Source organism: Polynucleobacter sp. Tro8-14-1 (assembly GCF_018881655.1).
Classification (GTDB): Bacteria; Pseudomonadota; Gammaproteobacteria; order Burkholderiales; family Burkholderiaceae; genus Polynucleobacter.
The window spans coordinates 134,965-157,752 of record NZ_JACVPX010000002.1; the positions used below are offsets into that span (position 1 = coordinate 134,965).

A 22,788-nucleotide genomic window follows, 5' to 3' on the forward strand; every position below is an offset into this window, starting at 1 on the left:
TCTCTGTATAAGATTTGCCTTACCCGGATTACCCATGACTACATCGACTCCAGCAGCTACCCAAGAAACCTCCCAGAGCCTGAAATTTTGCTCTTCTTGCAGCCGTGAAAAACGACTTGAGGGTGGCACATGGATTCCGACAAGCAATCGCAAACAACGTTGGATTTGCGCAAGTTGCCTCTACAACCGTACGCATCGTACCGGTTCAGCAAAAACCTAATTACTCACTTGTAGTTCAAATAGCTAGATTCATTAATTAGCTACGCGCCATCTCCCACATAGGGGTTCGTTTTGCGCTCTTGACCAAACGTCGACATTGGTCCGTGACCAGGAACAAACTGTACATCATCTCCCAAGGGCCACAATTTGGTTTTAATCGCATTAATTAAATCTGCATGATTACCACGCGGAAAATCAGTTCTGCCAATTGAGCCCGCGAATAAAACATCGCCCACAATTGCAAGACGATCTTCTTTGTCAAAAAATACAACGTGACCAGGTGTGTGACCAGGGCAATGAAATACCTCTAGATCAATATTTCCCACCTGCACATGATCGCCATTATTTAACCAACGATCAGGCTCGAAAACTTTGGCATGCCCAAAACCAAAACGCACTGTTTGTTCTGGCAGCTGATCAATCCAAAAACGCTCCTCTTCTTGTGGCCCCTCAATAGGCACACCAAGCTGATCAGCCAAGTCTTTGGCGGCCGCGCAGTGATCTAAATGTCCATGCGTCAGTAATATCTTTTTAACCTTGCCACCCATCTGCTTAACGCCCTCAAGGATCTTTTCAATATCCCCGCCAGGATCAACGACAGCAGCATCGCCAGTCTCCTGGCAAACCAAAATCGAGCAATTTTGCTCATACGGAGTAACAGGAACAATTCCTAATTTAATTGGCATACGTACAAATAGTTAAGTGAATCATTGGGGAAAGCTAGTTTAGGGGAGTCGGCATAAAATGCACCTAAAGGATAAAACAATGAATAGCCAAGATACATTTAAATTTGCAGAAACTCACGAATGGGCCGATCAGGAAAATGATGGCTTAGTTTGGGTTGGTATTAGTAATCATGCGCAAGAGGCGCTAGGCGATGTGATGTTCTTTCAGGCCCCAAAGCTTGGGCAACAAGTAAAGCAGGGGGAGGCTATTGCCGTTATTGAGTCAGTGAAGGCGGCCAGTGATATTCATGCGCCAGTAAGCGGTGAGATTGTTGCCCTCAATGAAGCAGTGGATGCATCACCCGAGATCGTCAATGAAAATCCATACGGTGTTTGGCTATTCAAAATCAAACCCGCCTCCGATGAAATTCTTAACGAAGAACTCAATCAACTCCTGACCCCAGAAATATATAACGCGGGCCCTGGCGCCTGATATCTGAAATCAATCAGATTGAAATAGGGTCGCGCTCAATTAACCAACGAATGCGCCCTTCTTTACTAATGCGCCCCTGAGAGTTCTCTCGCAAATAAAGATCCATCGCCTCTAAGATTTCTTGCAGGGTTTTTCGATCATCAGACTCCACCAGAAGTTGAGCGCGCTCCGATCCAGCTACTCGCATCATCGCCTTAGGTACTGGATCATAGACTCTGAGGCCTTTATTGATGTGGCCCCGAGACTTTAAATATCCTTTCAAACCACTCAAAAACTGAATTGCTTTATCTAAACTTTTAGCCTCAGCATGGATGAGAGCCTGATAGGCAAATGGCGGCAAACCCGCTTCTTTTCTTTCATTGGCCGTAAAGCTTAAAAACCCATCTACGTCATGGCGCAGTAAAAACTGAAAAACCGCAGATTCTGGGAACTGGGTTTCAATATAAATAGCGCCGCCTGCTTCACCATCCTTATTGGATCGCCCAGCCCGTCCTGCAACCTGAACTAGCTGTGCAAATAATCGCTCTGCAGCCCTAAAATCTTGAGAAAACAATCTGCTGTCAGCATCCAATACAGCTACTAAGCCAATATTTTGGTAATCGTGCCCCTTGGCAATCATCTGGGTCCCAACCACAATATCGACATTGCCTTCGTGAATTTCCTGAAAGAGCTCTTCGGCACCCTTACTCTTTCTGCTGGAGTCTGTATCGACTCGCAGCACTCTTGCAGCCGGCCACATCTCCTCAATAGCATCTTCAATCTTTTGAGTTCCCTGTCCCAAGGTCTTCAAGTCGGCATTGCCACAATCAGGGCAATGGTTTGGAATCGATTTAACCAAGCCGCAATGGTGGCAACTTAAAACTGATTTCCTGCTTAATGCTCCAGCTTTATGCAGCACCATATAGGAGCTGCATTGCTCGCATCTTGAGAGCCATGAGCAAGCGCCACAGCTAAGCACTGGAGCATAACCTCGTCGGTTGATCAGTATTAAGCTTTGCTGCTTATTTTCTAGATTCTGACTAACCGCATTCGCAAGGGTTTTAGTAATCAGGCTTTTGGATTTTGGCTTCTCTATATCACCCGGACTAAATTGCGTTTGTGGATCGCGCGTATTGATCAAATGCACTTTTGGCAAACTTGCGCCTTGAGCGCGCTGATCTAGGCGAACATATTCATAACGACCAGCCCTGGCAGCCATCCAAGTCTCAAGCGATGGTGTAGCAGAGGCCAATAAGATCGGTATCTTAAGGTCGTGGGCACGCCATATCGCAAGATCCCTTGCAGAGTAACGAATACCATCTTGCTGTTTATAAGATGGATCATGCTCTTCATCCACAACAATGGCGCGTAGATTAGGAAGGGGGGTTAATGCAGCCAATCTTGTTCCCAAAATAATTTGGGCCTGACCAGTCATCGCCTCATACCAAGCAATGCCTCTTACTTTCTCACTGACACCGCTATGAAGCACCACCATTTTTTTATCTGGAAAATAAGTACGCACTCTGCGCTCCAACTGTGGCGTTAAATTAATTTCAGGGACCAAGAGCAATACTTGTGCACTCGCATCCTCCAAAATACCACTCAACCAATTTAAAAATACAGCAGTCTTTCCACTACCAGTTTGTCCCTGCAACAGTATTGCTTTGAATTCTCCCGAAGGAATAGTGCGTAATTTTTCTAAGGCGAGTTTTTGACCATCGTTCAGCTGGGCCTCATCAACAAATCCCTCAACGGCCTCTAGCTTGTTTTTTTTCTTTTGCTTTTCTTGATCTGCAGCTAATTTCTTGGGGATCTTTTCCCAATCATCAGGCTTTTTCCACATCTGTGGAATGGTGGGAATAATGGTCTCGCCTAGCGCATGAATGTAATACTGGCTGGCAAAGTTCATTAACTTCAATATTGCAGGGTCCAAGGGGGGAAGGGGCGCAATCTTGCTTACCCCTTTTAATTTATCTAGTTCATAATCTGAGTGAGCACTTACTTTAATTACCAATCCCACCAGTGAGCTGTACCCAAAGGGAGCCTCAACTATTGCCCCCACTTGTGGGTCGCACCCTAATGCCTCTTCGTCCCACAAGTAGTCAAAGCCCTGGGCAAGGGGCTTATCAACAACAACTTGGACAACGATTGGAGGGGGCATGATTTACTTCAAATCTCTAGTTTGCTTGTGGATAAGTCTGTGGATATCATCCGAGGATTCTGATTTATAAGCTAATTTATCAGCTTTCGGATTCTGCACCCTTTTAAAGCTTTTTAGTAATTATTTATATAAATCAGTAACTTACAAAGATATTCGAAAGTGAATTTTCATCTTTATTCGCAATCTCACTGAATTTCGAATTTTACCGCTATCTGTGCATAACTTTCGCCAAAAATCCTAGCGGCAAGTTAGCAATCACTCAGTATTACGACTTTGTCCTGAGAGCCCTTGAGCGCTCAATGACCGCTTCGGCGAGAGCCGTAACACTTTCAGGAGGGGTAAATTGAGAAATCCCATGCCCTAGGTTAAAGACATGTCCGTCTAGAGGATGTAAGCCCGATTTAAGGGCTGGAGCACTCGCCAAATCCTCAAGCAGGAGGTTTGCTTGCTGCGCAATTTGTTTTGGCTCTGAGAACAGAATAAGCGGGTCTAAATTACCTTGCAATGCCAATGGCTTGTTCAATGCCAGCAATTGTTTGCGTGCGCGACTCAGCGACATTGTCCAATCAATGGCAATAACATCAGCACCAACTTGCGCCATATCGTTCAACCAAATCCCGCCGCCTTTGGTAAACATGATTACTGGAATTTTTCTGCCTTCATGTTCGCGTGGCAATAAAGAAATCACTTTTTGCATTGAGGCCAGAGACATTTTTTGATACCAGCCATCTGGCAGCATTCCACCCCAAGTATCAAAAATCATCAAAGCTTGAGCGCCTGCTTTAACTTGCTCTATCAAATAGGCTGCCACTGACTGAGCATTAATATCAAGGATATGCTGCATCAAGTCAGGACGACTAAACATCATCGTTTTGGCATGACGAAAATCATCGGCACTTGAACCATCAACCATATAGCACGCCAATGTCCACGGGCTTCCCGAGAAACCAATTAATGGAACACGCTGCTTGCCATCCTGTATCAATGCTTTCCGAATTTCTGAAACCGCATCAAATACATATTTGAGCTGATCCATATCGGCCACACGCAATTTCTTAACTGCCTCTTCAGTGCGAAGAGGATGCTCAAAGCTTGGGCCTTCACCAGCAGTAAATTTCAAGCCCAATCCCATGGCATCAGGGATTGTCAAAATATCGGAGAACAAAATCGCCGCATCCAACGGATAGCGATCTAAAGGCTGAAGGGTTACTTCAGTCGCATATGCAGGATTTTTTGCGAGCCCTAAAAAACTTCCAGCTCTGGCGCGAGTAGCGTTGTACTCGGGGAGGTATCGGCCGGCTTGACGCATGAGCCAAAGCGGTGTTTGATCAACCGCTTCGCCCAAGCAGGCCTTTAAAAACCGATCATTTAACAGCAAGGAGATGACCGGCTATTACTTTTTACGACGGAAACGAGCAATTGCAGCTAGCTGTGCAGCCGCCATTGCAAACTCAGATTGAGCCAAAGCCAAATCAAAATCAGTGCCACGGTTTTGCATCGCTTCTTCAGCACGTTTCTTAGCTTCAATCGCTTTAGCTTCATCAAGATCGTGTCCGCGAATAGCGGTATCCGCTAAAACAGTAACGCGATCTGGCTGAACTTCTAAATAGCCACCTGCTACGAAAACAAACTCTTCATCACCATCAGCTTTTTCAATACGAACTGAGCCTGGACGAATACGTGTAATCAAAGGAGTGTGGCCGCGCAAAATGCCGAGCTCTCCACTTTCGCCAGGAAGTGCAACAAACTTGGCTTCCCCGCTGAAAATAGACTGCTCAGCACTCACTACATCGACGCGTATGGTTGACATAATTTCCCTAGATTAAAGCTTCTTGGCTTTCTCGATGGCTTCATCAATTGAACCCACCATGTAGAACGCTTGCTCAGGCAAGTGATCCAATTCGCCGCTGCAGATCATTTTGAAACCACGAATAGTTTCTTTCAATGGAACGTATTTGCCTGGTGAACCAGTAAACACTTCGGCAACGTGGAAAGGCTGGGACAAGAAACGCTGAATCTTACGAGCACGTGATACAGATAACTTATCTTCAGGTGACAACTCATCCATACCCAAAATAGCAATAATGTCGCGCAACTCTTTGTAACGCTGTAATGTCATCTGTACTTCACGAGCTACTTCGTAGTGCTCTTGACCAACTACTTGTGGGTCGAGCTGACGGCTAGTGGAATCCAATGGATCAACCGCTGGATAAATACCCAATGCAGCAATATCACGTGACAACACAACTGTGGAGTCAAGGTGCAAGAAGGTTGTAGCTGGTGACGGATCGGTCAAGTCATCCGCAGGAACGTAAACGGCCTGAATAGAGGTAACGGAACCAGTCTTGGTAGAAGTAATACGCTCTTGCAATTTGCCCATCTCTTCAGCCAATGTAGGCTGGTAACCCACAGCAGAAGGCATACGACCGAGTAACGCAGAAACTTCAGTACCGGCCAATGTGTAGCGATAAATATTGTCAACGAAGAACAAAATGTCACGGCCTTCGTCACGGAACGCTTCAGCCATTGTCAAACCAGTTAACGCAACGCGCAAACGGTTGCCAGGAGGTTCATTCATCTGACCAAACACCATCGCTACTTTGTCGATAACGTTAGATTCTTTCATCTCGTGGTAGAAGTCATTACCTTCACGAGTACGCTCACCAACACCGGCGAACACTGATAAACCTGAGTGTTGCTTAGCGATGTTGTTAATCAACTCCATCATGTTCACGGTCTTACCAACACCCGCACCACCGAACAAGCCAACCTTACCGCCTTTAGCAAACGGGCAAACTAAGTCAATAACCTTAATACCAGTTTCTAACAAGTCCACAGAAGGTGAAAGCTCATCAAACTTCGGTGCTGGCTGGTGAATAGCACGACGCTCTTCAGTTGCAATCGGACCTGCGTCATCAATTGGGCGACCTAAAACGTCCATAATGCGCCCAAGTGTTGCTGGGCCAACAGGCACAGAAATTGGACCGCCAGTAGATTTCACTTCCATGCCACGACGCAAACCATCGCTTGCGCCCATGGCAATAGCGCGAACTACGCCGTCACCAATTTGTTGCTGAACTTCAAAGGTCAAACCTTTTTCAGCAAATGATTTTTCACCGCTATCAACTAATGTCAAAGCATCATAAATGTTTGGCATTTTGTCGCGTGGGAACTGAATGTCCACCACTGGACCGATACATTGCACGATATTTCCGTTACTCATCGCATTTCTCCGCTTTTAATTCCTGAATTCTTTCGTATTCCTAAACGCTGACCGCTTAAACCGCAGCCGCTCCGCCAACAATTTCTGACAACTCTTTAGTAATAGCAGCCTGTCGTGTTTTGTTGTATTCCAATTGCAATTCGCCGATTACGTTCTTCGCATTATCTGAAGCGGCCTTCATAGAGACCATACGTGCAGACTGCTCAGAAGCCATGTTTTCAGCAACTGCCTGATAAATCATTGCTTCAACGTAACGCTTAAGCAGGCCATTCAAAATAGACTCTGCATCAGGTTCGTAGATGTAATCCCAAGAATTGCCTGTTTTCTCTTGTGGAGTCAAAGCTTCTGGCTCCAAAGGCAAGAGTTTTTCTAAAACAGGCTCTTGTTTCATTGCATTTACAAAGCGGGTAAATGCCAAATAAACGGCATCAATCTCGCCACGCTCAAACGCTTCTAATTGGGCAACAATTGCGCCAATCAAAACATCCATATGTGGTGTATCACCAATTTGGATTGTTTGAGAAATCAGTTTTGCTTTTGAGCGATTCAAAAATTGCAAGCCTTTTGAACCAATTGCGGTGTACGCAATCTCAATATTTTGTTCTTGCAAATCGCGCACTTGGTTAGCAATCAAACGCAAGACGTTGGTATTTAAACCGCCGCATAAGCCTTTATCTGTTGTAACCAAAATCGTGCCAACTTTCTTCACCTCACGAGTCGCCATGTAAGCAGGGCGAAACTCTGGATTTGCTTTAGAAAGGTTGGCAACAATCTCACGAATTTTTTCAGCATAGGGGCGCGCATTACGCATACGCTCCTGGGCGCGCCGCATCTTGGATGCGGCGACCATTTCCATTGCCTTCGTGATCTTGCGCGTGTTTTGCACGCTCTTGATCTTAGATCGTATCTCTTTTGTGCTTGCCATGATTTATGCGAGCCCTCTTAGAAAGAGGCAGAACGCTTGTAATCCTCAATGGCAGCGCGCAATGCAGCTTCGTCATCTTTGCTCAAATCTTTGGTTTCTTCAATACGCGCAACTAAGTCAGCGAATTTAGATTTCAAATGATCTTGCAAACCTTTTTCGAATGGCAATACATTCTTCACTTCGAGATCATCGAAATAGCCGTTATTAACAGCATAAAGTGAAGCGGCCATTTCCCAAACTTGGAGTGGCTTGTATTGAGCTTGCTTACACAATTCAGTAACACGACGACCACGCTCGAGTTGCTTGCGGGTTGCTTCGTCAAGGTCAGATGCGAACTGAGCAAACGCTGCTAATTCACGATATTGCGCTAAGTCGGTACGAATACCGCCAGACAATTTCTTAATCACTTTAGTTTGTGCAGCACCACCAACGCGGGAAACAGAAATACCGGCGTTAATCGCAGGACGCACACCAGCGTTGAACAAGTCAGTTTCCAAGAAGATCTGACCGTCAGTAATTGAAATTACGTTGGTTGGAACGAATGCAGAAACGTCACCAGCTTGGGTTTCAATGATTGGCAATGCAGTCAATGAACCAGTCTTACCTTTTACGGCGCCATTGGTGAACTTCTCAACATACTCAGCATTTACACGTGCAGCGCGCTCGAGTAAGCGTGAGTGGAGGTAGAACACATCGCCAGGATAAGCTTCGCGGCCTGGTGGGCGACGGAGCAACAAGGAGATTTGACGATAAGCAACCGCTTGCTTAGTTAAGTCATCGTAAACAATCAAAGCGTCTTCGCCGCGATCTCGGAAGTATTCACCCATGGTGCAGCCTGCGTAAGCAGAGAGGTACTGCATCGCTGCAGACTCAGAAGCGCTCGCTGCAACAACAACTGTGTACTCCATCGCGCCCAATTCTGTGAGCTTGCGAACAACGTTAGCAATAGTGGAAGCTTTTTGACCGATCGCCACGTAAACGCAATAAACGCCTTTACCTTTTTGGTTAATGATCGCGTCAACCGCAACTGCAGTCTTACCAGTTTGACGGTCGCCAATGATCAACTCACGCTGACCACGGCCAATTGGAACCATCGCATCAATCGCCTTCAAACCAGTTTGAACTGGCTGGCTAACGGATTGACGTGCGATAACTCCTGGAGCAACTTTTTCGATAAAGTCAGTTAACTTCGTATTGATTGGGCCTTTGCCATCAATAGGCTGACCGAGTGCGTTTACAACGCGACCGAGCAACTCTGGGCCAACTGGAACTTCCAAAATACGGCCCGTACATTTCACTGGGTCGCCTTCTTTAATGTGAGTGTATTCACCCAACACTACGGCACCAACAGAATCACGCTCAAGGTTTAATGCAAGGCCGATAGTGTTGTTAGGAAATTCCAACATTTCGCCCTGCATAACGCCTGACAAGCCATGTACGCGGCAAATACCGTCGGTCACTGAAATTACAGTGCCTTCGTTGCGAACTTGGGAGTCAACGCCCAATTCGCTAATTCGGCTTTTGATCAGCTCGCTGATCTCGGAAGGGTTGAGTTGCATTACTTACTCCTGGGTCTTATTTCGTATGTTCTTAATAGGGATCACTTATGCGCCAAGACTTGCTTGCATTTGAGCTAACTGGGCCTTAACTGAACTATCCATTACTTCATCGCCAACTTGAATGCGAACTCCGCCAATCAATGTTGGATCAATTTGGATAGTTGGGCGCAATTCTTTACCCCCAAAGCGCTTCTTCAAACTTGACAACAAATCATTTAACGCAGAACCCTCTAAAGGGAATGCGCTAGTAATGTTTACTTCTGCGGCACCTTCGCTTTTGTTCTTCATTGCTTCAAATTGATGAGCAATTTCAGGAACAGCTGCTAAGCGGTGGTTTTGATTCACAAGATTCAAAAAGCTAGCAACCTTAGGGTCTAGCTTGGTTTTCACCATGCCAGAAAGCAACTTGCTCAAATCGTCAGCGGATACTTTTGGATTGTTTGATAAAGCAGCAACTTCTGGCAAAGCTGCAAGCTGTGCCAATTCGTTTAGTTGCTCCAAACAGCCTGCAAACTCAGCCGGCTTGGCGCTTTGAAAAAGCGCTTCCGCATAAGGACGTGCAATAGTGGCTAATTCAGCCATATCAAAGTTCTGCCTTTAGTTGATCAAGCAACTGGCCGTGAGCTTTTGCATCAACTTCGCGACGCAAAATTTGCTCGGCGCCTTTAACAGCGAGAACAGCCACTTCAGCGCGCAGAACTTCGCGGGCACGAGTAACTTGCTGGGCTGCGTCTTGTTGCGCTTGAGAAATGATTCTAGCGGCTTCAGCTTGTGCGTTAGCGCGAATTTCTTCGGCTGACATTTGTGCACGTTTTTCAGCTTCAGCAACGCGTTGAACACCTTCTTGACGTGCTTTAGTTAATTCTTGCTCAGCTTCATTGCTGGCTAATGCGAGAGCTTCTTTACCACGCTCGGCAGCAGCTAAACCATCAGCAATTTTGCTTGAACGCTCATCTAACGCCTTAACTAGCGGTGGCCACACAAAGCGTGCAACAACCCACCATAAGACGAAGAAAACGATCATTTGCGCGAATAGGGTCGCGTTCAGATTCACGATATTCCTTTCAGTATTGTTGAGAACAGTTGGATGACCCGTTGGTCATCCACGCCAAAACAATTACTTAATAACTGCGAGCAGTGGGTTTGCGAAAGCAAACAACATTGCAACACCAACGCCGATCAAGAACGCAGCATCGATCAAACCAGCCAAAAGGAACATCTTAGTTTGGAGTGGCTCCATCAATTCTGGTTGACGTGCACATGCTTCGATGTATTTGCCGCCCATCAATGCAATGCCCAAACATGCACCGATCGCGCCGAGGCCGATGATGATGCCTATACAGATAGCTGTTGAACCTTGAATAGTTGCTAAAAATGCTTGCATGTTGCTGACTCCTGAAGTTAAAAGAGGTAAGTTAAAAATAAAATCTTAGTGATGGCTATGCGCTTGCCCGATGTAAACCAAAGTCAACATCATGAAAATAAAGGCTTGCAACAAAATAACCAAAATGTGGAAGATGGCCCAAGCTGATCCAGCAATAACGTGGCCCACCAATCCGAACAGGGATAAATCTAAATTAAAGGTCCATACGCTACCAAGCAAGGCAATCAACAAGAAGACCAATTCGCCAGCGTACATATTGCCGAAAAGTCGCATTCCTAAAGAAACGCCTTTCGCCAAATACTCAATGATGTTCAATGCAAGGTTGAATGGGGCTAAGTACCATTTCGCACCAAAAGGGGCGGAAATGAGTTCATGCAAAAAGCCGCCAAATCCTTTTACTTTAAAGCTGTAAAAGAATACTAAAACCAACACTGATAGGGACATGCCCATAGTTGCATTTAAATCGGTTGTGGGAACCATACGGTTGTGCGGTACATGTCCGCCAAAGTTACCGATGAAATGATTTACGCCCAACACCCAATCCACAGGAATTAAGTCGAGGGTGTTTAAGAGAATGATCCAGAAAAATACGAAGAGCGCGAGAGGCGCAATGAAAGTGCGATCGCCATGAACAATGCTCTTGGCTTGGGTATCAACCATCTCCACAATCATTTCAATCAAAGACTGAAACCGACCAGGAACGCCAGGGGTTGCACGACGCGCCGCAATCAACAAAATAAATACCGCTATAAAGCCCATCAATGAAGCCCAAAAAATGGTATCTAAATTGATGACGCTGAAATCAACGATGGAGGATTGATGCTCACCAGTGCTGGTGAGATTTTGTAAATGCTCAGAAATGTACGCGGTTGGCGTCATTTGCTCGGCTGCCTCGTGGGCTTGGTGTACTTCGCTAGACATCTCTTAACTAGTCCTTTGTTTCAATCTCAATTGTCACTACTTAGCGCCACAACCACACCAGCCATACACACTTCAAGGCAAGCAGGTAAGTCACCAACAAGGGGACCCAAAGCACGCCAGGGACGTAATACGCAATCCCTATAAACAGCATCAACGTCACGGCGATTTTGATAAATTCACCCGAAACCAATGCTGCCAAAAATCTTCCTGGATTCAATCTTTGCGATTTTTTTGCCAACTCCAACCTGACTAAAAACAGGGCTGTAGGCAAGACGCTAATTAAACCACCTAAAAAGGCCGACTGAGTATAAAGGCTTACCCCTACCGGCTCCCCAAAAATTGACCAAAACACCATACTGATAGCTGTAATCAGCACTTGGGCCAAAATAATTTTCCACGGTGAAAGGGCTCGGTACTTTGTCGCATCACTTTGCCGCAGCGCAACAATTTCCTCTTTGCTGTAAACCCGGATAACTTCTTCGGGCTCATCCCACTCATCCACCTCGGAAAATTGATTTTTTTGAGGAATCAATTTAGCCCCGAAAGTTTAGTGTGTGCAGTGCAATATGTCAAAGGATTTGGGTACATTTTTGACCTAATTTAAGACTCAATACCCAGTTTTTTTAATAGGGAATCTAATTCATCGAACTGGCTGAACCGAAGCCTGAGCTCTCCACCCTTGCCTTTAAGCTTGAATTCCGTGCTTAGACCAATCAAATCTGCAATTTCTTGCGTCAAACGCTGCATATCTGGATCGCTGCTGGGTGAAGAAGTACTTGGCTTACTTTTAGCCTTTTTGTCTCCAATTTGACCGCCCGCAATCACCAAAGCAGCAGTCATTCTCTCCGCCTCACGGACAGACAGACCCTGTGCCGAGATTCTCTGGGCCAAAGCCACCTGGCTCGACCCGGGAAGGGGCAATAGCGCACGCGCATGTCCCATATCGATATCGCCGGCCAACAGCATGGCTTGGACCGGCTTTGCGAGCTGGGCAAGACGCAATAAGTTGGTAATTGCACTGCGAGACTTGCCTACAGCCTTTGCTGCCTGCTCGTGCGTAAATCCAAACTCCTCAATCAACCTAGCTAAGCCCTGTGATTCTTCGAGAGGATTTAAATCCTCTCGCTGCATATTTTCTACCAGGGCCATTGCCGCCGCAGCCTGATCATCGGCGCCAGAAACTAAAACCGGAACCTCTTTTAAGCCCGCAATAGTTGCCGCACGAAAGCGTCTTTCACCCGCAATAATTTCGTACTTACCGGGAGCCACCAGGCGAACCAGTAAGGGCTGCATAACACCTTGCTCACGAATACTTTCTGCCAACTCTTGCAATGCACCGGCTTCCATTTTTTGACGCGGCTGATATTTGCCTGCCTGCAAAGCAGTTAATGGCAAACGATTGATTTCGGTGGAAGGACTTGCTTGCTGCGTCTTTTCTCCAAGCAACGCCTCGAGGCCTCTACCTAAACCTTTTTTCTTAATGGCAACCATGATCTTTACTGTTCTTTCTAAAAATTACATGTGCTTGATGCGCTCAACCATCTCGGCACCAAACTCTAAATAGGCTTTTGCGCCACGTGATGATTTATCGAAAGCCACACCAGGAAGCCCATAAGAGGGGGCTTCGGCAAGACGTACATTGCGCGGAATAATGGTCTTAAATACCTTGTCACCGAAGTGTTCAAGCAACTGATCGGAGACTTGTTGCTGCAAAGTCATTCGCGCATCAAACATGACGCGTAATAAACCAATGATGACCAAGTCGGGGTTCAAATTTGCATGCACTTGTTTGATGGTGTTTACTAAATCAGACAGGCCTTCCAATGCAAAGTATTCGCATTGCATTGGCACAATCACTCCGTTGGCTGCGCACAATCCATTGAGCGTTAACAAAGACAAGGCGGGCGGACAATCAATCAAAATAAAGTCGTAATCATTTGCGACCTGAGCAAGCGCATCTTTCAAACGCGCTTCGCGTAAATCCAAATCTACCAATTCAATTTCGGCGCCCGCTAAATCACGATTAGCCGGCAATACGTCGTACCCGGAGCTTTCGCAAAGCTGCACACATTCTTTAACTGATGTCATGCCAATTAACACCTGATATACGCTCGCGTTTAAATCTGCTTTCTCTATCCCTGAGCCCATGGTGGCATTACCTTGAGGATCAAGGTCCACCAACAAAACGCGCTGCTGTAGTCCCGCTAAGCCTGCCGCCAAATTAACGGCGGTTGTGGTTTTACCAACACCACCCTTTTGATTTGCAATACAGAAAATTTTTGCCATGGCTACTTTTGAGTTTACTTAAGAGGTGAGGGTGGATTTTCTCACGGGGGCCAACACCAAAAGGCGTCGCTCCACCGCTAAATTAGGGATGTGAAGGGGCTCATCGGCAACTAAGCACCAATCGTCCATGGAAACATCTTTCATTTCGTCGTCAGCGCGCTTGGCCTTCATTGCAAATACCAGGCCATCGGGCTTTAAGAAGGGCAATGACAGATCCAAAAAACGTGCGAGATTTGTAAATGCCCGAGAAATGACTGCATCAAATTGTGCTGGATGTTGCATTGCAGCATCTTCCACTCTCTCGCACAGCACCTCAATGTTTTTCAATTTCAGTTTTCCGCGCACATGCTGCAGAAATGCCGTCTTCTTGCGGATGGCCTCAATCAGCGAAAGCTGCCACTCCGGCTGAACAATGGCAATAGGGATGGCCGGTAACCCGCCTCCTGAACCAAGGTCAGCAATCTTAGGAGACGGGCCCCTTAAGAAGCGTTTCAATACTGGCAAAACTGCAATAGAATCAATAAGATGCAGTCGAATAGAATCTTTCTCACCCTCGATTGCCGTGAGATTATGAACCTGGTTCCAGCGCCCCATTTCTTGCAAAAATAGCTCTAAATCGGCGATATTGCTTGGGCTTAATTCCAACCCAAGATCACCAATCCCTAAAGCAAGCAAACCCTCACTCATGGGTCTCTTGAGTGCGGCCCAAGCCTTTTTTAAGGTGCACCAATAGAAGCGAAAGTGCTGCAGGCGTGACCCCTGAAATGCGGCCAGCCTGACCTAATGTTTCGGGTTTATGCAAATTCAGCTTTTGCTGAACCTCTTTAGATAAGCCAATAACCTGGGAATAATCCAATGATTCCGATAAGGGAAATGATTCATTGTGTTCTTGACGAGCGATTTCTGTCGCCTGACGATCAATATAGCCCTGGTATTTAACTGAGATTTCTACCTGATCGCTAATTTGAGCAGCCAAGCCAAGATCTTCGTCTAGAGTTGCTGGGGCCCACATTCCATTACCCAAAGCGGTAATTGCTTCATAAGTAACCCCTGGGCGCCTCAATAACTCGGTTAAGTTGCATTCATGGGACAGGTCTTGACCCAGCAACTGAGAAACTAGGGGGGCAGCCTCATGTTTTGGCCCAACCCAAATGTCTTGCAAGCGAGATGTTTCACGTGAAACAGCCTCCTGTTTTCTGCAAAATACTTCCCAACGATAGTCATCCACCAAGCCAAGTTCGCGCCCAATCGTGGTTAGACGCATATCTGCATTGTCTTCCCGCAAACTCAGGCGATACTCTGCCCGGCTTGTAAACATGCGATAAGGCTCCTGGACACCACGGGTAATCAAATCATCAACCAAAACACCAATATAGGACTCGCTGCGCTTAGGCAGCCAAGGCTCTTTGCCCTTCGCTGCCAAGCCGGCATTGATTCCGGCCAGCATACCTTGCGCTGCAGCCTCTTCATAGCCTGTGGTGCCATTGATCTGGCCAGCGAAGTAAAGCCCGCCAATTGCCCTTGTCTCAAGGCTATGACGTAATTGGCGTGGATCAAAGAAGTCGTACTCAATTGCGTACCCAGGGCGGACAATCACCGCAGACTCCATACCCCAAATGCTGCGGACTAAGTCCCACTGAACATCAAAAGGTAAGCTGGTAGAAATCCCATTGGGGTAAAACTCGTTAGTTGTTAGGCCCTCTGGCTCCAAGAAGATCTGGTGACTGTTTCTGGAGGCAAAACGATGAATCTTGTCCTCAATAGAAGGGCAGTAACGGGGGCCAACTCCCTCAATCACACCGGTATACATAGGTGAACGATCTAAACCGCCTCGAATAATATCGTGAGTCTTTTCGTTTGTATGAGAAATCCAGCAAGGAACCTGCTTGGGGTGCTGCTCTGGACGCCCCAAATAAGAAAATACCGGCACTGGATCCAAGTCCCCAGGCTGCTCAAGCATGACTGAAAAGTCGATTGTTCGACCATCAATGCGAGGTGGGGTACCAGTCTTCAGTCTTCCCTGCGGAAGCTTCAACTCTTTTAATCTAGCCGATAAAGAAACTGCGGCAGGATCGCCTGCACGCCCACCAGCATAATTATTTAAGCCAACGTGGATTTTTCCATCCAAGAAGGTACCTGCCGTGAGGACCACTTTTTTTGCCTCGAACTCCAGCCCCATTTGGGTAACAACGCCCTGGACCTGATCACCCTTGACCAATAAGTCATCCACTGCAGCCTGGAAGATACTTAAATTAGGTTGATTTTCTAGACGGCGGCGAATGGCGGCCTTATATAGAACTCGGTCACCCTGAGCACGAGTGGCTCGAACAGCGGGGCCCTTACTAGAATTCAGGATGCGAAACTGAATGCCAGCCTCATCCGTAGCCGCAGCCATTGCGCCGCCCATGGCATCGATTTCTTTTACCAAATGACCCTTACCAATCCCGCCAATGGAAGGATTGCAGCTCATGGCGCCCAAGTTTTCAATACTATGGGTGATTAATAGGGTATCGCATCCCATACGCGCCGACGCAAGCGCGGCCTCAGTCCCAGCGTGACCGCCTCCAACCACAATGACATCGAAACTTTTGGAATAACGCATGATTTGCCTCAGATAGGGCGATGATCATAGCATTTTGTTTGTTTCACGTGAAACAAAAGATCAACAATTCCTAGAAAAACAAAGGTTTGATTTCTAAGCAATTGATTTAATTGATGAAATAAGCATTCCAGGCTGACTTCAATATCAGCACGCTAACAATGACCAAAAAGGCCTTTCTGACGAAAGCACTACCGTGTTTAATTGCAAGCCGGCTGCCGAACTGACTGCCGGCAATGTTGGCAATCATCATGACAAAACCAAGCGTCCAATTAATTTGACCCAGGCTAGCCAACATCAAAATAGCTGCTAGGTTGGTTGCTACGTTTACCAATTTTGTTGCCGCAGAGGCATGGAGAAAATCAAAACCAAAAAAGCGCACAAAACCAAACAATAAAAAGCTACCGGTACCGGGACCAAAGAAGCCGTCATAAAAACCAATTGTTAAGCCAAGAATTACACCCTTGAGTTGTTGAAAACGCCCAAGAATTTTCGGCGCATGCGCCTCTCCAAGCGAAGGCTGAAACCAGGTGTACAGAAGCAGGAACAACAAAACGAATGGCAACGCTTTGCGCAAAGGCTCAGCCGGGAAATTGCTCACTGCATTTGCGCCCAAAAGAGAGCCAACAAAACCTGCGACGATTGCTGGCAAAACAATTGCCCAAGGCAAAGAAACATGACCCAAAAATTTACGCGCAGCATTAAAGGTCCCACCAACCGCGGCAACCTTATTCGTCGCCAGCAAAGTTGCAGGTGGAACATTGGGATAAGCAGCAAACAGGGCCGGCACCTGAATCAGGCCGCCGCCTCCGGCTACAGCATCAACCAGCCCAGCAAAGAAAGCCATTGCTAAAAGCAGTGGCCATATGAAAATTGAAAATTCGATGAGAGTCTCTTTTAATTAAATGAGTGCGGCGAAAGCGCCGCACTAAAAATCAAATAATAAAAGGAAAAACAAAAGCTCAGTTTTTGTTTTTATAGTACGCAGCAATTTCACCAACAACACCACGGCGGAATGCTAAAACACAAATGACAAAAATGAAGCCGGTTGCAATTGTGCTCCATGAGCCAATATTGGCAAGATAGTTTTGCAAACCAACAACAATTCCTGCGCCAACCACTGGGCCCAGAATGGTTCCCATGCCTCCAAGCAAAGTCATCAACACAACCTCGCCGGACATATGCCAGTGAACATCGGTCAGTGTTGCCAATTGGAACACCAAAGATTTCATGGAGCCAGCCAAGCCAGATAATGCGGCCGAAAGCACAAAAGACATCAACTTAAAACGATCAACGTCATAACCCAGGGAAATTGCACGAGGCTCATTCTCACGAATTGCCTTAAGAACCTGACCAAACGGAGAGTGCACAGCGCGCATAATGACGGCAAAACCAAATAAGAAAACTGCCAAAACAAAGTAGTACATCGCGACGTCATCCTTTAGGTCAATCAAGCCAAATAACATGCCGCGGGGGACGCCCTGTATTCCATCTTCGCCACCTGTAAATGGAAGCTGAACAGCTAAAAAGTAAACCATTTGCGAAAGAGCCAAAGTCACCATCGCAAAGTAAATGCCTTGTCTGCGAATGGCCAACGATCCAATTAAGAATCCCAAAACACCAGAACCAACAACGCCCAACACAATTCCTAACTCAGGGGAGAGGCCCGCTTCTTTGCAGAAGTAGGCGGTGATGTAGGCAGCAGTTCCAAAAAATGCTGCATGACCAAAAGATAGAAGCCCGGTAAAACCCAAAAGCAAATTGAATGCGCACGCAAAAAGGGCGAAGCACAACACCTTCATTGCAAACACGAGATAAATAAAATCTTGGAACGGCAATAACAGGGCAATTAAAACCAAGATGCCGTAAAGCAATTTTGTTTTTGGATTCATGCTTACTTCTCCCGCCCAAACAGTCCAGCAGGACGAATCAAAAGAACAATTGCCATGATCACAAAAATCACAACGCCGGAGGCCTCTGGATAAAAGACCTTAGTCAGGCCCTCAACCAGACCCAAGCCCAAACCAGTAAGGATGGCACCCATGATCGAGCCCATGCCACCAATCACCACCACCGCAAACACAACAATGATGAGGTTGGAACCCATCAACGGGTTCACCTGGAAAATGGGGGCTGCTAATACTCCAGCAAAACCTGCTAGGCCAACGCCATAGGCGTAGGCCAAAGAAATCATCAGCGGAACATTGATACCAAAAGCTTGTAGTAATTTGGGGTTTTCGGTTCCAGCGCGCAAATAGGCACCCAACTTTGTTCTCTCAATCACATACCAGGTTGAGAAACATACCGCCATAGAAATCACCACAACCCATATGCGATACTTTGGCAAGATGATGCCAAGCGACTCTAATGGAATCGCTCCCTGCAATAACTCCGGGGCCGGGTAGCTCTCACCAGAAATTCCATACCAATGACGGAACATGCCCTCAATAATGAGAGCCAAACCAAAAGTCAGCAACAAGCCATATAGGTGATCAAGGTGGTACAGGCGGCGCAACATCGTGCGCTCCAGAATTAAGCCAAATCCCGCCAAAACCAATGGCACAACAATCAGAGCAAACCAATAATTAATGGTTAGGTCAGGGAACCCAAGCCATTGGCTAATCTGGGTTAAACCAATCCAGGCAATAAAAGCGCCCATAGTGTACTGAGCACCATGCGCAAAATTAATGATGTTGAGAAGGCCAAAAATAATGGCCAATCCCAAACTCAATATGGCGTAGAACGAGCCATTAATAAGCCCCACCAAGAGCTGGGCTACCAGCCCTTGAGGGGTAATTCCGAGAAGTTCAAACATTCTTGATTTCTATTTATTACTTGTTAACTAACTTGCACTTCGATTGTGAAAGCGGCAAAGTAGCTTCTGCAGCAGGAATGGTTGCACGAACATAGTAGTAATCCCATGGGCTCTTAGAGTCAGCCGGCTTCTTCACTTCTAACAAATACATGTCATGCTCAAACTTACCATCGGCACGAATCTTGCCTTTGAAAAGACCATCATCGATGTTTGTAGACTTTAATGCCTTCATCACAGCTTGAGTGTCATCGGTACCTGCTTTTTGTACTGCATTTAAATAAGCAAGAACAGATGAGTAAACGCCAGCCTGAACCATTGTTGGCATACGCTTATGCTGCAAGATGAAGCGCTTTGAAAATGCGCGGGTCTTGTCATCTTTATCCCAATAGAAACCTTCTGTGAGGTACATGCCTTGTGCAGTGGGTAGACCCAAAGAATGCACGTCGGAGATAAACATCAATAAAGGAACAACGGTTTGTTTTTTGTTGATACCAAACTCAGAGGCTTGCTTAACGGTGTTAATGGTATCTTGGCCTGCATTTGCCAAAGCAACCACATCTGCGCCACTAGCCTGCGCTTTTAAAAGATAGGAAGAGAAATCGCTATTGGGGAATGGGTGTTTGCTGGTGCCTAAAACTTTACCGCCGTTAGCGGTCACAACAGCAGTGGCATCTTTTTCAAGGGCTGCACCGAAAGCATAGTCAGCGGTAATGAAGTACCAGTTCTTTTTACCCTGCTTTACTACTGCCTTACCCGTGCCATTTGAAAGGGCGTAAGTGTCATAAGTCCAATGCACGTTGTTGGCAGTACATTTTTCATTAGTAATTGCAACTGATCCAGCGCCGGAAACCAAAGTAATCTTGTTCTTTTGCTCGGCAACCTCCATTACAGCCAAGGCAACGTTGGTGGAAACTAATTCAACAATTACATCAACGCCGTCTTTGTCATACCATTCACGCGCTTTGTTGGCGGCAATGTCAGCTTTGTTCTGGTGGTCAGCGCTTACGAGCTCAATCTTCTTTCCAATAACGGTGCCGTCTTTTGAGAAATCAGCAATCGCCATTTTTGCCGCAATCACTGCGCCCGGGCCCGCCAAGTCGGAATAGACTCCGGAAAGGTCAGTTAAGACGCCAATCTTTACAACATCGCCACTTACTTTTGATCCGCTTTGTGCAAACACTGGGTTTGAACCAAACATGGTCGCCGCAACCAGACACGCGGTTATTTGCTTTAACTTCATTACCGTCTCCTATAGAAATCCACTAAACCCCAAGATACTCATTTAATAAAGTTGCTTTTTCGGCAAGCTCGCTTTGTTGCACCACCTCAACCACGTTTCCATGCTCAACTACATAATGACGATCAGCTAAGGGCGCAGCAAAGTGGAAGTTTTGCTCAACCAACACAATCGTGAAGCCTTTGTTGCGCAAACTGGTGACAACTTCTCCAAGCTTTTGCACAATCACGGGCGCCAACCCCTCAGTAATCTCATCCAATAACAATAGCTTGGCGCCGGTTCTCAGAATTCGCGCCATCGCCAGCATTTGCTGCTCACCACCAGATAGGCGGGTGCCAGGGCTATTTCTTCTTTCATAGAGATTTGGAAACATTTCATAAATCTCATCCAAACCCATGCCGCCGGGCGCAATCTCTGGCAAAAGTAAAAGGTTTTCCTCTGTACTCAAGCTAGCAAAAATACCTCTTTCCTCTGGGCAAAAACCAACCCCCAAACGAGCAATCTTATAAGTGGGCATGGAGATAGTTTCCGCCCCATAGACCTCTACAGAACCAGTTCTTTTACTAGTTAATCCTAAGATGGTCTTCAGAATGGTGCTTCTACCGGCGCCATTTCTTCCAAGTAAAGTAACAACCTCGCCATCACGCACAGCAAAATTCACGCCATGCAAAATGTGAGATTCGCCATACCAAGACTCTAAATTTTTAACCTCTAGCGCCATGGTGCTCATAGGTTGTCTCCCCCATGGCTACCCATATAAGCCTCAACAACCAGTGGGTTGTTTGAAACCTCATGATAAGAACCCTCAGCCAGCACGGAGCCACGCTGTAAAACGGTAATACGATCTGCAATTGAAGAAACCACCTTCATATTGTGCTCAACCATCAGAATAGTGCGGCCCTTGGCCACACGATCAATCAACTCTGTTACGCGCTCAACATCTTCGTGGCCCATTCCCTGGGTGGGTTCATCCAAAAGCATTAACTCTGGCTCCATAGCTAAAGTTGTTGCAATTTCAAGCGCCCTTTTACGGCCATAAGCTAGATTGAGAGTTTCCTCGTCGGCAAAACCTTCCAAACCAACCTCATGTAGAAGCTCTAGTGCGCGCTCATTAAGCACATTTAAAGAGTTTCCAGACTTCCAGAAGTGAAACTCCGTACCCAATCCTCGCTGCAGTGCAACACGAACATTTTCAATAACCGTTAAATGTGGAAAAACAGCGGAAATCTGAAAGGAGCGAATAATGCCCCGTCTTGCAATTTGTGCGGGGGCCTCTTTGGTGATATCAAAACCGTTAAATAAGATTTGACCGCTGCTGGGCTCTAAAAACTTAGTCAGCAAATTGAAGCAAGTCGTCTTGCCGGCTCCATTAGGCCCAATCAAAGCGTGGATGGTTCCCCGAGCGACATCTAGGTTCACATCAGTGACCGCAGAAAATCCCTTAAAGGATTTTCCCAGTCCGATTGTTTTTAATATTGTTTCTTGCAATGTCATACCCTCTACCCCCTACTTGGGAGCAAGAATACGAGGATACCCGAAGATGGCATGGGTTTATATAGCAATTACCCTAAACAATTAAAGCGGTAGCGCTAAAAAATTTTTAGGTCAGTTTTTGAAATTGCTGAATTGCTGAACGAGCTAATTCGTCTAAGACGTCAACCGGAACCCTTTGGGCGCCCTGCACAATCATTAACGCATATGGTTTAGCGAGGGCCGAAGCTTCAGGGCAGAGCCGCAACTCATCACCCTCTGATGGGGACTGACTGCGCCAGTAGTTGATGGTAGCCTCTAGCTCTTGGATTGTTACAAACAACATGAAAATTATTTTTACTTATCTTTAGTTGCAAGCATAGTGCCACGGCATTTTTTTGAACCACAACGGCACTCGTAATCTTTTTTCATTTGCTTCGTAATTTTCCCCTCAATATCGAGTGAGTAGTCGTAAAACAACTCTTCACCAACCTTAAGGGTGCGCTTTGCATAAATAAATACTCGCGGCTCACCACCAAAACTATCTTCGCGGGTTTCGCAAATGGGTTTACACGAGTGATTGATCCAACGTGCAGCATTGCCGCCGTATTTCGCATCAATCACACGACCATCTTCTAATGAAAAGTAAAAGGTGTGATTGGGGTCTTTGGGGTCGTGTGGGTGGCGCTTCTCAGCAAGCTTCCAGCTGATGCGCTCGCCCTTGTATTCAATAATTGCCTGACCCTTTTTAATGGGTTTGGCAACAAATACGCCTTTTCCGTGAATAGGCGAAGATTTCACAACAATAGAGGATCTGTCCACCTTAGGTGGTTTTAATTTTTTGGATGTCAT

26 protein-coding genes are annotated in these 22,788 nt (G+C 46.4%); 2 read left to right on the top strand and 24 right to left on the bottom strand.

The genetic code is table 11. The annotated features are described in order from the left end of the window. The first annotated feature begins 34 nt into the window (after positions 1–34). On the top strand, positions 35–220 hold the full coding sequence (locus ICN34_RS03090; protein ID WP_041396810.1) for a hypothetical protein: 186 nt from the start codon (positions 35–37) through the stop codon (positions 218–220). A 40-nt stretch (positions 221–260) separates the two neighbouring features. Here ICN34_RS03090 and ICN34_RS03095 read toward each other — a convergent pair whose 3' ends face one another. Beyond that, complete coding sequence (locus tag ICN34_RS03095) at positions 261–905, bottom strand: MBL fold metallo-hydrolase (protein WP_216860748.1); 645 nt, start codon at positions 903–905, stop codon at positions 261–263. A 79-nt stretch (positions 906–984) separates the two neighbouring features. Here ICN34_RS03095 and gcvH point away from each other — a divergent pair, with 79 nt between their 5' ends. Then, entirely contained in the window at positions 985–1,377 is a 393-nt protein-coding gene (gene gcvH, locus ICN34_RS03100; protein ID WP_072582056.1) for a glycine cleavage system protein GcvH, read from the top strand. A gap of 13 nt (positions 1,378–1,390) precedes the next feature. On the opposite strand, the gene priA is transcribed toward gcvH, so the two are convergent. The 23 genes from priA to ICN34_RS03215 form a co-directional block, all read right to left on the bottom strand. Beyond that, positions 1,391–3,517, bottom strand: coding sequence for a primosomal protein N' (gene priA, locus ICN34_RS03105; protein WP_216120740.1), 2,127 nt, complete (start codon positions 3,515–3,517; stop codon positions 1,391–1,393). A 265-nt stretch (positions 3,518–3,782) separates the two neighbouring features. Continuing rightward, positions 3,783–4,901 carry a uroporphyrinogen decarboxylase gene (hemE, locus tag ICN34_RS03110; RefSeq protein ID WP_216120863.1) on the bottom strand — a complete coding sequence of 373 codons (1,119 nt, stop codon included), beginning with the start codon at positions 4,899–4,901 and terminating at the stop codon, positions 3,783–3,785. 9 nt (positions 4,902–4,910) lie between these two features. Then, positions 4,911–5,327: a F0F1 ATP synthase subunit epsilon gene (locus tag ICN34_RS03115; RefSeq protein ID WP_215321259.1), complete on the bottom strand. Its 417-nt coding sequence runs from the start codon at positions 5,325–5,327 to the stop codon at positions 4,911–4,913. A 12-nt stretch (positions 5,328–5,339) separates the two neighbouring features. After that, the gene (atpD, locus tag ICN34_RS03120) at positions 5,340–6,740 is read right to left on the bottom strand and encodes a F0F1 ATP synthase subunit beta (RefSeq protein WP_072582052.1); all 1,401 of its coding nucleotides are present in this window, start codon (positions 6,738–6,740) and stop codon (positions 5,340–5,342) included. 55 nt (positions 6,741–6,795) lie between these two features. Then, complete coding sequence (atpG, locus tag ICN34_RS03125) at positions 6,796–7,665, bottom strand: F0F1 ATP synthase subunit gamma (RefSeq protein ID WP_072582051.1); 870 nt, start codon at positions 7,663–7,665, stop codon at positions 6,796–6,798. Between the two features lie 17 nt (positions 7,666–7,682). Then, positions 7,683–9,224 (bottom strand): F0F1 ATP synthase subunit alpha, encoded by a 1,542-nt coding sequence (gene atpA / locus ICN34_RS03130; RefSeq protein ID WP_072582050.1) that lies wholly within the window; start codon positions 9,222–9,224, stop codon positions 7,683–7,685. A 45-nt stretch (positions 9,225–9,269) separates the two neighbouring features. Then, positions 9,270–9,806: a F0F1 ATP synthase subunit delta gene (locus tag ICN34_RS03135; protein WP_072582049.1), complete on the bottom strand. Its 537-nt coding sequence runs from the start codon at positions 9,804–9,806 to the stop codon at positions 9,270–9,272. 1 nt (position 9,807) lies between these two features. Next, positions 9,808–10,278 (bottom strand): F0F1 ATP synthase subunit B, encoded by a 471-nt coding sequence (locus ICN34_RS03140; protein ID WP_072582048.1) that lies wholly within the window; start codon positions 10,276–10,278, stop codon positions 9,808–9,810. A gap of 63 nt (positions 10,279–10,341) precedes the next feature. After that, complete coding sequence (gene atpE / locus ICN34_RS03145) at positions 10,342–10,608, bottom strand: F0F1 ATP synthase subunit C (RefSeq protein ID WP_011901869.1); 267 nt, start codon at positions 10,606–10,608, stop codon at positions 10,342–10,344. 45 nt (positions 10,609–10,653) lie between these two features. Continuing rightward, positions 10,654–11,529: a F0F1 ATP synthase subunit A gene (gene atpB / locus ICN34_RS03150; RefSeq protein WP_215321256.1), complete on the bottom strand. Its 876-nt coding sequence runs from the start codon at positions 11,527–11,529 to the stop codon at positions 10,654–10,656. A 40-nt stretch (positions 11,530–11,569) separates the two neighbouring features. Next, positions 11,570–12,061 (bottom strand): ATP synthase subunit I, encoded by a 492-nt coding sequence (locus ICN34_RS03155; RefSeq protein WP_216120742.1) that lies wholly within the window; start codon positions 12,059–12,061, stop codon positions 11,570–11,572. Between the two features lie 68 nt (positions 12,062–12,129). Next, positions 12,130–13,020: a ParB/RepB/Spo0J family partition protein gene (locus ICN34_RS03160; protein WP_215321254.1), complete on the bottom strand. Its 891-nt coding sequence runs from the start codon at positions 13,018–13,020 to the stop codon at positions 12,130–12,132. Positions 13,021–13,044: 24 nt separating this feature from the next. Continuing rightward, positions 13,045–13,815 (bottom strand): ParA family protein, encoded by a 771-nt coding sequence (locus tag ICN34_RS03165; RefSeq protein WP_072582045.1) that lies wholly within the window; start codon positions 13,813–13,815, stop codon positions 13,045–13,047. 18 nt (positions 13,816–13,833) lie between these two features. Further along, complete coding sequence (gene rsmG / locus ICN34_RS03170; RefSeq protein ID WP_072582044.1) at positions 13,834–14,502, bottom strand: 16S rRNA (guanine(527)-N(7))-methyltransferase RsmG; 669 nt, start codon at positions 14,500–14,502, stop codon at positions 13,834–13,836. Beyond that, positions 14,495–16,417, bottom strand: a complete 1,923-nt coding sequence (gene mnmG / locus ICN34_RS03175) for a tRNA uridine-5-carboxymethylaminomethyl(34) synthesis enzyme MnmG (RefSeq protein WP_072582043.1) — start codon at positions 16,415–16,417, stop codon at positions 14,495–14,497. The genes rsmG and mnmG overlap by 8 nt, the downstream gene beginning before the upstream one ends. A 106-nt stretch (positions 16,418–16,523) precedes the next feature. Further along, complete coding sequence (locus ICN34_RS03180) at positions 16,524–17,261, bottom strand: TSUP family transporter (protein ID WP_072582042.1); 738 nt, start codon at positions 17,259–17,261, stop codon at positions 16,524–16,526. Between the two features lie 115 nt (positions 17,262–17,376). Then, positions 17,377–18,306 (bottom strand): branched-chain amino acid ABC transporter permease, encoded by a 930-nt coding sequence (locus ICN34_RS03185; protein WP_072582041.1) that lies wholly within the window; start codon positions 18,304–18,306, stop codon positions 17,377–17,379. 2 nt (positions 18,307–18,308) lie between these two features. Continuing rightward, on the bottom strand, positions 18,309–19,229 hold the full coding sequence (locus ICN34_RS03190; protein WP_216120745.1) for a branched-chain amino acid ABC transporter permease: 921 nt from the start codon (positions 19,227–19,229) through the stop codon (positions 18,309–18,311). Positions 19,230–19,245: 16 nt separating this feature from the next. Then, a complete protein-coding gene (locus tag ICN34_RS03195) occupies positions 19,246–20,469 on the bottom strand; it encodes an ABC transporter substrate-binding protein (protein ID WP_072582039.1) in 1,224 nt (407 codons plus the stop codon). Between the two features lie 22 nt (positions 20,470–20,491). After that, positions 20,492–21,196, bottom strand: coding sequence for an ABC transporter ATP-binding protein (locus ICN34_RS03200; RefSeq protein ID WP_072582038.1), 705 nt, complete (start codon positions 21,194–21,196; stop codon positions 20,492–20,494). Continuing rightward, entirely contained in the window at positions 21,193–21,960 is a 768-nt protein-coding gene (locus ICN34_RS03205) for an ABC transporter ATP-binding protein (RefSeq protein WP_072582037.1), read from the bottom strand. The genes ICN34_RS03200 and ICN34_RS03205 overlap by 4 nt, the downstream gene beginning before the upstream one ends. Positions 21,961–22,066: 106 nt before the next feature. Then, entirely contained in the window at positions 22,067–22,282 is a 216-nt protein-coding gene (locus ICN34_RS03210; protein WP_072582036.1) for a DUF3717 domain-containing protein, read from the bottom strand. 11 nt (positions 22,283–22,293) lie between these two features. Further along, positions 22,294–22,788 (bottom strand): SET domain-containing protein, encoded by a 495-nt coding sequence (locus ICN34_RS03215; protein WP_072582035.1) that lies wholly within the window; start codon positions 22,786–22,788, stop codon positions 22,294–22,296.